The organism is Streptomyces sp. C (assembly GCF_000158895.1).
In the GTDB taxonomy this organism is placed as follows: Bacteria; Actinomycetota; Actinomycetes; order Streptomycetales; family Streptomycetaceae; genus Streptomyces; species Streptomyces racemochromogenes.
In genome coordinates this window covers 7,370,652-7,380,465 of the sequence record NZ_GG657750.1, presented here as the reverse complement: position 1 = coordinate 7,380,465, position 9,814 = coordinate 7,370,652, and the positions used below count along the sequence as shown (strand labels likewise).

10 protein-coding genes and 2 pseudogenes are annotated in these 9,814 nt (G+C 71.6%); 8 read left to right on the top strand and 4 right to left on the bottom strand.

The features are described from left to right. The 4 genes and pseudogenes from SSNG_RS45030 to SSNG_RS32855 all read left to right on the top strand — a co-directional run. Nucleotides 1-1,266, top strand: a 1,266-nt coding sequence (locus SSNG_RS45030) for a histidine kinase (protein WP_007268263.1), incomplete at its 5' end; no start/stop codon positions are given. 92 nt (nt 1,267-1,358) lie between these two features. Beyond that, complete coding sequence (locus tag SSNG_RS44370; protein ID WP_241695184.1) at nt 1,359-1,622, top strand: hypothetical protein; 264 nt, start codon at nt 1,359-1,361, stop codon at nt 1,620-1,622. Between the two features lie 18 nt (nt 1,623-1,640). Next, a pseudogene (locus SSNG_RS40535) lies at nt 1,641-1,893 on the top strand (transposase); the annotation flags it as partial. Nucleotides 1,894-2,152: 259 nt separating this feature from the next. Beyond that, nucleotides 2,153-2,623: a hypothetical protein gene (locus SSNG_RS32855; protein WP_042802562.1), complete on the top strand. Its 471-nt coding sequence runs from the start codon at nt 2,153-2,155 to the stop codon at nt 2,621-2,623. A 259-nt stretch (nt 2,624-2,882) separates the two neighbouring features. Here the strand turns inward: SSNG_RS32855 and SSNG_RS32850 are convergent, their stop codons facing one another. Next, nucleotides 2,883-3,626 carry a 2OG-Fe(II) oxygenase gene (locus SSNG_RS32850; protein WP_241695284.1) on the bottom strand — a complete coding sequence of 248 codons (744 nt, stop codon included), beginning with the start codon at nt 3,624-3,626 and terminating at the stop codon, nt 2,883-2,885. Between the two features lie 351 nt (nt 3,627-3,977). Here SSNG_RS32850 and SSNG_RS32845 point away from each other — a divergent pair, with 351 nt between their 5' ends. Continuing rightward, nucleotides 3,978-4,988 (top strand): YhjD/YihY/BrkB family envelope integrity protein, encoded by a 1,011-nt coding sequence (locus SSNG_RS32845; RefSeq protein ID WP_241695183.1) that lies wholly within the window; start codon nt 3,978-3,980, stop codon nt 4,986-4,988. Nucleotides 4,989-5,182: 194 nt separating this feature from the next. Then, entirely contained in the window at nt 5,183-5,485 is a 303-nt protein-coding gene (locus SSNG_RS32840) for a WhiB family transcriptional regulator (RefSeq protein ID WP_007268258.1), read from the top strand. A gap of 84 nt (nt 5,486-5,569) precedes the next feature. Here the strand turns inward: SSNG_RS32840 and SSNG_RS32835 are convergent, their stop codons facing one another. From SSNG_RS32835 to SSNG_RS32825, 3 genes and pseudogenes are all read right to left on the bottom strand, one after another. Beyond that, nucleotides 5,570-5,998 carry an STAS domain-containing protein gene (locus SSNG_RS32835; RefSeq protein ID WP_042802560.1) on the bottom strand — a complete coding sequence of 143 codons (429 nt, stop codon included), beginning with the start codon at nt 5,996-5,998 and terminating at the stop codon, nt 5,570-5,572. Next, the gene (locus tag SSNG_RS32830; protein WP_007268256.1) at nt 5,995-7,071 is read right to left on the bottom strand and encodes a cobalamin-dependent protein; all 1,077 of its coding nucleotides are present in this window, start codon (nt 7,069-7,071) and stop codon (nt 5,995-5,997) included. Before SSNG_RS32830 ends, SSNG_RS32835 begins: the two co-directional genes overlap by 4 nt. After that, nucleotides 7,068-8,576: pseudogene (locus SSNG_RS32825) on the bottom strand (PP2C family protein-serine/threonine phosphatase). Before SSNG_RS32825 ends, SSNG_RS32830 begins: the two are co-directional and overlap by 4 nt. A gap of 395 nt (nt 8,577-8,971) precedes the next feature. Here SSNG_RS32825 and SSNG_RS32820 point away from each other — a divergent pair. Together SSNG_RS32820 and SSNG_RS32815 are read left to right on the top strand one after the other, a co-directional pair. After that, the gene (locus tag SSNG_RS32820; RefSeq protein WP_007268254.1) at nt 8,972-9,316 is read left to right on the top strand and encodes an STAS domain-containing protein; all 345 of its coding nucleotides are present in this window, start codon (nt 8,972-8,974) and stop codon (nt 9,314-9,316) included. 64 nt (nt 9,317-9,380) lie between these two features. Further along, complete coding sequence (locus tag SSNG_RS32815) at nt 9,381-9,812, top strand: ATP-binding protein (RefSeq protein ID WP_128637284.1); 432 nt, start codon at nt 9,381-9,383, stop codon at nt 9,810-9,812. The last annotated feature ends 2 nt before the right edge of the window (nt 9,813-9,814 follow it).

Genomic DNA, 9,814 nt, shown 5'->3' with positions numbered 1-9,814 from the left:
AACGCCGAAGGACACGACGCGCACCCGGAAGGACCCGCCCACACCATGTGGTACCGGCACATACCGCCCAGGTCCCTGCTCACCGACTCAGTGCTGTGGAGCGTGCTCGCGGCTGCCACCGGCTACGGGTTCCGGGACGCGGGCGGGGACGCGCCGGTCACGGACCTGCTGCTGCCGCTGGCCGTGCTGGCCGTGGCGGTACCGCTGTCCCGCTTCCGGCCGGGAGCCGCCGTGTTCCTCGTCAACTGCCTGTGCGCGGCGGGCCTGGCCGACTCCGCGACCCCGGCCAACGCCCACGTCCTGTCGCTGGCCGCGCTGAGCTGCCTGCTCGGTGTCCGGGCGGCCGGCGCCGGGGGCCCGCTGGCGGTGCTCGCCGCGTCCCTCGCGGCCGACCTGGCGGCGTGCGCCGTCCTGGGGGTGCCGGCCGTCTGGTGGTTCTACGCCCTGGCCGTGCTGCCCACCGCCCTCCTGCTGCCCTGGCTGGCCGGGCGCCACTGGCGTGGCCGACGTGAACTCGTACGGGAGGGCTGGCGGTTGGCCGGCACTCTGGAGGAGCGTCAGCACCTGGTCGCGGAGCGCGCCCGGCTGGCCGAACGGGCGGACATCGCGGCCGACATGCACGACTCCCTCGGCCACGTGCTGAGCCTCGTGGCCCTGCGCGCGGGAGCCCTGGAACTCTCCCCGGACCTCACCGACCGCGACCGGGCCGACCTCGCCGAGCTGCGTGGAACGGTCGCGGACGCCGTGGAACGGCTGCGGGAGACCGTGGCCGTGCTGCACGAACCACGGGAGGCCGGGCCGGAGGCGGACACGGTCGAGGACCTCCTCGCCCGGGCGGTGGCCTCGGGGGTGCCGGTGCGGTGGGAGCGGCGCGGAACGTTCACCGGGACGCTGCCGCCGCTGGTGGAACGCGGCACGTACCGGGTGGTGCAGGAGGCCCTCACCAACGCCGTCAAGCACGCCCCGGGCGGCGGGGTCAGCGTCGGCATCGACCACGGCCCGGACCGCACCCGGGTGAGCGTCGTCAACACCGCCGTGCGGGGCGGCCGAGCCCCCGTGACCGGGGGCGGGGGCGGCGGCGGCCGGGGGCTGACCGGGCTCCGGGAACGGGTTGCGGTTCTCGGCGGCACCCTGCGGACCGGTCCGTACCGGGACGGCTTCCAGGTCGCCGCCGTCCTCCCCCACCAGGCGCCGGCTCGCCCCGCCCGGCGGACCGACGGCTCCGGGGCGGCCGGGCCCGCCCCGGATTTGGCGAACGGACGCTGAGGTACTCCGCTCCGTCCGCCTCCGGTCCTTGGCCTCCCTCCGTGACCGACCGCCGGGCTGTTTTCCCGGCCGCCGTGTACCTGGCCTGACAGTTGACGACGGGGGTGCTGCCGCCGTCCCGCTTCGCCGAGCTGGAGCCCGGATCTTCCCGCACCGAACTCGCCCGCCTGCTCCCGGCCCGCGCGTTCCCGTACCCGCCCGACCACCTCCGCTCCGCGGCCCGGCCGGCGGGCACCGACTGCGAGTTCTACCGCTCCGGGCGGGACCTGCTGGCCCAGGTCGACCTCTACCGGCTCTGCTGGTCCGACGGCGTACTGGTCTCCAAGGACACCCTCAAGGCCACTTACAACGGCTAACACGGTGAGGTGGATTGCGGGGTCCTGTACGTGCTGCATGCCGGTATCCAGTGGGAGTACCTGCCGAAGGAGCTGGGCTTCGGCTCGGGCACGTGCGGCGCAGACTGCGGGACCGGAACGAGGCCGACGTGTGGCAGCAACTGCACGAGGTGCTTCTGGCCGAGCTGAACGCGGCCCTGCGGCTGGACTGGTCCCGCTGCGTGATCGACTCCGCAACCGCGATGACGTCACCCAGCTGCTGCCGTTGCTCGACGCCATCGCACCGGTCCGCCTTCCTCGGACTGGCCTGCTGCCTCATCACCTTCCGACGAGTGAAATCCTCGTGTTAGCTGTTATGCACTGCTGGACGGAGCTCAAGCACCTCGGACCGCAGCCGACAACCGCACCGGTGCCCATGTTTGACCTGCCCTCTCTTGGCAGCCGCCGAGACCGGCGACCCACAGGAACAAGGAAGGAACTCTGATATGCCTCATCCTGCTGTCGCTCGCCTGCGTCAGCTACTCCCGCCACCTGTCTCCGGAGGGGACGCGGTGGACTGGGAAGGGCTCGCCGACACGGCGCAGTTGGAACTCCCTGGGGACTATCGCGAGTTCGTGGAGTCGTACGGCGGGGGAGAGATCGACGAGTACCTGTCCGTCAGTACGCCTCCCGTCCCGGGATCGCCGTATGGGGATCTCGTCGACAGAGTCGATCCCGCCCTCTCGGACCGGGACTGCCAGGAACTGGGCGCTCTCCTTGGAAGGCAAGGCTTGCCGCTCCTGTTGCCCTTCGCGGACTCGGCGAGCAGCGATGCCGCCTTCTGGCTACGAAGGGGCGCACCCGACAGCTGGAGGGTGGTCACTTTTCGGAGGCAGGCGCCGTGGGGGGTGAACCGCTGGTCGGTCTTCGATGGCGGCATGGCCGAGTTCTGTCTGGCCGTCCTGACCGGCGTGGTGGATCCGTTCAGCGAGACGATCGCGGGATCAGGGCCGCACGTGTTCGTGAGCTGGCGCAACTTGTAACCACCAGGCCGACTCGCGCGATCATGTGCCATTCGAACGAGGCGAACCTGGGAGGAAGGACGAACGCCACGCTGTATCAGCCAGGCAGCACCTTTGTGTCAGCGAGCACAACACTCCGGAAAGCTCGCCAGTGGGAGTCGGGGGACCTCTACCGCAGCAGGGACGCCCCCGTCAGGCGTATGCCGGATACCGCCCGACGCAACCTCGTCGCGGCGGTCGTGGACCTGCTGGGACCGAGGACGCGGAGGCTTGCTGTTGCTCACGGCGCATCCATGGGCTCGTAGAGCACATCGGTTCTGAGAATTGTTTTCGTGCCCTCCAGAATCGGGGCCGAGTCGTGAAGCGTCCGGTGCCAGAAGAGGAGCGCATCGCCCGGTTCGGGGCGGTGGGTGCTCAATATTTCCTCAGGCTCTGCGAGCCGGGGCCAGTCCGAGAAATCGCGTTGCCCAAAGGGAAGATCGTTCTGTTTGTCGGCGATGAACCGCGTTTCTCCGCCCACTGCCTCGTACGACAGGTAGACGACGACCGTCAGGAGGGTTCGCCTTCCGTCGGGGGCAAAATAGGGCGAATCGTAGTGCGGGACCAGAAGTCCGCCGCTTTCGTACGTGATGAAGCGCATACGCGGATTGACGGCCGCCGGCTTCCAGGGTCTTCCGTCTGAATCCGTCGGATCGTCCGATCCCACTTCAAACGACAGAAACGCCCGCAGCCTGTGGTAGAACTCTGCCGCCAGAGCTGTGGAGTCAGCCGTGGCACGGAGGTGGCCGACCGGATCCCCCTCTGCGTAGTTGGCGGCAACGCCGTCTCGACCCACCGGCACAAAACGCTGGGCAGCCAGTTCGGCCGCGAATACCTCCACTTCAGCCGGAGTGAGGAAATGGCGGATCACCCTGGCATCGACGTTTGGGATCTGCGACTCGGTCGGGGCCCATGAGTCATCGACAGATATTCGACTCAGCGCTTCTTCGGAGAGCTCAAAGGGATTTACCGGTATTCCGAACATGTTCACTTCTTCGTCCTGAGGTCATCGTCGATACCACCGGGAACGGGGACCGCTCCGAGCGGTTATCGTCACGATGACGATATTAGGCCGGGGTGAACCCACAAAGCAAGCAGGACGTACCCGACGCGGCGGAAGGAGCCGGGAGGCGGGGCGGGGACCGGCTCACGCGACTACCGATGCGCGGTAGTCGCCTGCAGCGCTGGGCCGCCGCGTACCGGGTGGTCCGCACGTGCGCTGGGGGAACACCAACTTCCGTTCCTTCGGTACGCCGTGGAGCCTGCCCTTGGACGAGTGGCCAGAGCCTTCCGGCCTCCGGACCTCAAGGAAACCCAGCTCAGACACACCCGAGAGGTGCTCGACCTTCATCCGGATCAACCACTTGTCCGCTGGGAGTCCACCGCCCGCACCGTCGAGGTGCCGTGCCGCGTCGGATCCGCCAACATGGACGGGGACGAAGGAGGCCGGCCGGTGCGCGGCGTGTTGGGGGCATCGTGGTGGCGGACCCGCTCGCGGGAGCTGGCGGAGGCCGGACGGCGCGTCCGGTACCGCAGCGAGGTCCGCTTTCCCGTGATCACCCATCTGGCGGAGCGCATGATCGCGGTGAACATCTTCGACTCGGCGACCCGGGTGGCCGCCCAAGTCCTCCTGACGGTCGTGCCCCTGCTCTTCGTCGTCGCCTCGCTCGCCCCGCGGGCCCTCCAGGAGCAGCTGACCTCCTCGCTGCGTGCCCTTTTCGGTCTCACGGGCGAGTCCGGCGAGCAGCTCGACGAGTTCTTCGCCGGGACGGACGAGGACGTGCAGAACGCGGTGGGGGTGGTGGGGTCGGTGATGGTGCTGCTGTCGGCGACCGCGGTGAGCCGGGCGGTCCAGCGGCTGTGCAAACGCGCATGGGGGATCCCGCGGGGCGCGGCCCGGATCGCGGTCTGGCGGTGGGTCGTGTGGATCGCCGTCTGGACGGGCCTGCTGGTGGTGCAGGGCCCGGTGCGCGACGGGTTCGGCACGGGACTGTGGCTGGGCGTCCCCCTCACCCTCCTCCTCCAGACCGCGGCGTGGTGGTGGACGCAGCACCTGCTGCTGGGCGGTGCGGTCGGCTGGTGGCCGCTGCTGCCCGGGGCGCTGCTCAGCGCCGTGGCCGTTACGGCGCTGTCGCTCGGCGCGCGCCTGTACATGCCGCTGGCCCTCAATCGGGTGCTGGGCGAGTTCGGGGCGTTCGGCTCGGTCTTCGTGCTGCTGTCATGGCTGATCGTGCTGTGCGTGGCCATCGCGATCGGCCTCAGCACGGGCGCCGTACTGGCGCAGGAACCGTACCTGGCCGATCGCCTGGGCAGTCCGGTCCGGGCCCCGGGGAGCGGGGCGCCCTGAGTGGCGTACGTTCGGGCGGGCTCCCATCGCGCAGGGCGCAGGCTGGAGGCGAACGGGCCCGGGGGCCGCGCGCCAGGAGGTTCGCATGACGCCGGTGCACGGGACGACCGCGGCCGGCGCCCCCAGCGCCACGTTTCATTCGAACAAACCTGAACAGACGCTCCTTCGGATACCGATGACCGAAGGAGTGACCGATGCCGAACCTTTCCCTCCTCCCCGGACCTGCGCACAGGCACTGGGCCTGGCAGGCCGACGCCTTGTGCCAGGAGGTGGGCTCGGAGCAGTTCTACGGACCTTGGCACGAACGGCGCAAGGAACGTGAGCAGCGCGACGCGCAGGCGAAGAGGCTCTGCTCGGCCTGCCCGGTGCGGGAGGTCTGCCTGCGGCACGCGCTGCGCACTCAGGAGCCGTACGGGGTGTGGGGCGGACTGACCGCGCGGGAGCGGCGGAAGCTGCGTGCCGGTTACCGGCCTGCAGGTGCCGAGGAGGAGTGGTGATCACACGGGGGCGGTTGAGGGCCCTGGACGGCTGTCCCGGCTGAAGCGGGGTCGGCTCGGCCGGTGAGCGGCCGGGTCCGGCGGTCAGGAGGTCGGGCCCGTCGCGCCCGGGGGCGGCTGTTCCGCGGGGGTGTCGCGGGGAGCGGCGCGCTGGGGGCTGCCGGTGGCCCGGGCGCCCGGCCTCGGTGCCGTGAGGTGGTGCAGGGTGCCGGTGATCTCCAGGAGGCGGTTCAGTTGTACGGGGCGGCCGTCGAGGTGGAGTCCCGCGCCCGCCGTGTCGGTGCGTCGCCGGACCATCAGGAGCGCTGCCAGACCGCTGGAGTCGACGGCCGACAGTGCGGCGCAGTCCAGCCGCAGGGCCCGTAGCCCGGGCTGCTCGGCGAGGAGCCGGTCGACGGCTTCGACGAGTAGGCCGGCGTGGTGGTGGTCGAGGTCGCCGCTCAGCTCGATGCGCCCGGTGCCGTGGGAGGCGGAGGGCGTCAAGGTGAGCGGGGCGGAGGGCGGGCTCGTCATTCGGCGGTCCTGGTAGGAGGGGTGCGGGTCAGGCGGGCGGCGCCAGCCCGCAGGGTGGTGGTGGCGCGGGGGAAGTCCTGTAGTTCCCGCTCCAGGAGCGCCAGGGCCGACAGCAGGGGGGCGGGCGGGACGCGGCGGGCTTCCAGGACTCCGGCGGTCCACACCAGGAAGCCGCCGAAGAGGTCCTCGTCGTCCGTGTAGAGGGCGGCGGCGAGGAACTCGACGATGTGTGAGAGGTCTTCGGCCGTGTGCTCGCGCTGCGCTTCGGTGTAGTCGCGCACGGCCGGGTGGGCGGTCTCCAGTGCCTCGAACACGGCCCGGACCAGCCTCGGGCGGCTGCGGGCGACCAGTGTGTACTCCTGGTCCTTCAGGTGGGGCAGGTCGTCGATGGCCTGGTGAGCGGGACGGGGCTGCGGGAGCGGTCCGCGGTCCAGGGAGTCGGCGGCGGCGCGCGCGTCGGGGGCCCAGGCGTCCGCGCCCAGCAGGCGCGCGTAACGGCCTCCGGGCCCGAAGGCGGCCCCGCCGACGATCACGGGCGTGCCGACGGCCTGGCAGGCGGTGATGGTCGCGTGCGCGGCGGGCAGGCGGGTCGCGAGGGTGCCGGAGAGCGCCACGGCGTCCGGGCCGGTGCGGTGCAGGTGCGCGACGAGGTGCGGGGCGCTCACCTGGGCCCCGAGGTAGTCGACGCGCCAGCCCCTGATCCGCAGTACCTCGGCCAGGAGCCGGGCGGGCAGGGCGTGCCATTCGCCGTCCACGCAGGCCGCGGTGATCCGGCCGCGCGCCGGTGGCGTGGGCACGGAGGGGTGCCGGGCCACGGCTGCGAGGGCCCGGTCGTTGATGGCGGTCGCGGCGTGCTCCTGGGCGACGGTGATGCGGTTGGCCGCCCACTCCCGGCCGACCCGCCCCTGGACGGCGGCGATGACGTCGAGCAGGAGGTCCTCCGCGTTCATGCCCGCGTCGAGGGCGCGGAGCAGGGTGGCGATCGTGGCGGCCTCGTCGAACGCCATCACCGACTCCCACACCCGCGCTCGGAGTTCACCGGTCGGCGAAGCGGAGGTCACGGTGGGGCTCACGCGGTGAACCGTCCTCGGGTGTGGCCGTCCACGGCGCTGAGGTGGTTGGTGCGCGGCGCCGAGATGACGACGACGGCCATGTCGTCGTGGCGGCCCGTACCCACCCACTGGGAGGTGAGCATCTGCACGTGCTCCACCACGGCCTCGGCGGGCATCGCCGCGCACTTCGACAGGGCGCGCCGCAGCCGCTCCTCCCCGAACATGGCACCGCCCATGGGTCCTCCCCGTGCCTCGCTGATCCCGTCGGTGTACAGGACGCAGGTGTCCCCCGGTGCGAGGGTCACCCGGGCCGTCTCCGTGGTGATCCGGGGCAGCGCCCCGACCAGCGTCCCCTTCGTGTCGGCCTCCTCCACCCGGCCGTCGGAGCGCAGGATCAGCGGAGCGGGGTGGCCGGCGCTCGTCAGGCGCAGCCGCACGGCGTTGCCGTCGCGGGCCGCGGAGGCCAACACCATGGTGGACGAAGCGGGTTGTTCTCGGGAGTTCATCTGCGAGTGGTTGAGCAGGCTGATCTTTCTGTGGTGGGTCTTCGGCTATCGGCAGGAGGGCGTGCAGGGTGTTTCGGATCTTTGCCGGGTCATTCATGGCCGCTTCCAGGCCCTTTGTCGAATGGATTCCCCGAGGACGACCAGGGAGGCCGCTCCCTCGTCGGCGGCGGGGGGCACGTCGTAGAAGTCGCCGCCGACCCTCTCGTGGTCCTTCGACGGCCGGTAGCCGCCGGCGTACTCCACTCCGGAGACCTGGTGCAGCGAGGGGGGCAGGAGCTCGCGCATCAGGGTGTCGGTGATCGCCGCCTGTTCCGCGTAGAGGCGGGCGGCCGACATCGCGGCGCCGGCGCGGGCGGCGAACAGCCGCGCGAAGACCTCCTCGTCCTCCGTGAAGGCGGCCGCGCCGTCGGCGCGCAGCAGGACCAGGGCGCCCGCGGGCACGCCGTGTCCGGGCAGGGGGGTGATGACGATCGACCCCAGGCCGGCGAGCCCGTCCGGTACCAGCCAGGCAGGGGCTGCGGCCGGGTCGAGCCAGCGGGAGGGGACGGGCGGGAAGCCCTGGAGCGCCTCGGCCAGCCCGGGCACGTCCGCGGGGTCGACGGCGCTGCGGGACACGGACGGACTGCCGCCGCGTACGCACGAGACGACCGGCAGTTCGGGCCCTCGTGCGGGGGCGATCACCAGCGCCGCGTCGGCGAGGTGGTCGGCCGCCATCTGCGCCGTGACGTCCATGCAGCGGTCGAGGTTCAGCGACGACAGCAGGAGGTTGGAGGAGCGGACGAGGAACTCGGTGCGTGTGCGTTCCGTCGACAGGGCTTCCCGGGCGAGCCGGTGGTCGGTGTCGTCGACGAGCCACCACACGACGGTGCCGTCGTCACGGGGTGTCGGATGCGCCTCGTACGAGCGGTCGCCGACGGGCCCGCGGGCGGGGCCGGACCCGGCGGGCGGGCGCTGGGCGGGAAGGGCCGCGGTGTGGCGCGCGTGCGCCGACGCCAGCCAGCCGGGGACCGTGTCCGCCATGGGCGAGCCCGGGCGGGCGTCCGGGAACACCAGCCCGGCCGCCTCGTTGGCGTGGACCACGACCGCACCGGCGTCCGCCACCAGTACCGGGTAGGGGGCCTGACTCCACTGCGGACCGGCGGTGGGTGAGTACGGCGTCGTTTCGGTGGAAGGAACCAAACGTTGAAGGCCCGCTGCGCGAACCCCTCACCTCTTCATCGCGTTCGTCACGTCGGAAAGACTTCGGAATAACAGTTGTCCTGCGGCAACCATCCTCCATGGTCCGTGCACCTTGCAACCGGGCCGCGGGGGTACGCGGTATCGAGGGCTCACGCCCGCGGGTGACGAACGGCGGACCGGTTGCTCGTGCCGGTGCCTGTTGACCGGGCCCGCACACGATGTAGGAGTATGTCCCGGTGACCGGAGAGGAAGCGGTCGTCACCACGACCGCAGAAGGCAACGTGACCGTCGTCGGGCTGCACGGCGAGATGGACGAGGACAGCGCGCCGTTGCTGGCCCGTGCCCTCGCACAAGCCGTGGAGGGCGGCCCGCGCACCGTGGTGGACCTGTCCGGCGCCGACTTCGTCGACTCCTCGGTGCTGCACGCGTTGCTCCGGGCGCAGCGGGCCCATGCGGCCGCCGGCAGGACCCTCGTCCTCGCCGGCCCCTTCCACACGGGGGTCCGCAGGCTGTTCGAAGTCACCGGAGCCGGGACGGTGTTCCGCATGGCGGACAGCCTGGCCACCGCGATGACATGCTGACCGCCGCTCGCCCCCTGACGGTCCGTCACGATACAGTCCCTGCGGCCCTGGGCAGGCGAGGGACATGAACCCATCCCCGCCGTCCGACGTGCCCCTGGGCGCGCAGCGGCACCACGAGAACACCGGCGGCGACCGGCCCGCCGTACCGCCGGTCTCGGCGGCGGCGGCCCGTGACCGCGTCCGCGAACTGCTGCTCCTGGCCGGTGTCGGCCTCGACGGCGTGGCCGCGGCGGACGCGCTGCTCGTCACCTCGGAGCTGGTGACCAACGCGATCCGGCACGGTGACGGTGTCGTCGCCTTCCGGGCCGATGTGGAGGACGGCGTCCTGCGGTTGTCCGTCACCGACGCCAGCCCCCGGCTCCCCGCGGCCCGTACGGGCACGGCCGATCACCCCGGCGGTTACGGCTGGCCCCTCATCCAGCGGCTGGCGGAGCGCGTCGACTGCAGCACCCGTCCCGGAGGGAAGAACATCACGGCGACGCTCCGTCTGGGCTGAAC

Coding starts and splice junctions, on each gene's coding strand:
- SSNG_RS32850 (WP_241695284.1), bottom strand. CDS start 3,626: ATGTTCGGAATACCGGTAAATCCCTTTGAGCTCTCCGAAGAAGCGCTG.
- SSNG_RS32840 (WP_007268258.1), top strand. CDS start 5,183: ATGCCGAACCTTTCCCTCCTCCCCGGACCTGCGCACAGGCACTGGGCC.
- SSNG_RS32835 (WP_042802560.1), bottom strand. CDS start 5,998: ATGACGAGCCCGCCCTCCGCCCCGCTCACCTTGACGCCCTCCGCCTCC.
- SSNG_RS32815 (WP_128637284.1), top strand. CDS start 9,381: ATGAACCCATCCCCGCCGTCCGACGTGCCCCTGGGCGCGCAGCGGCAC.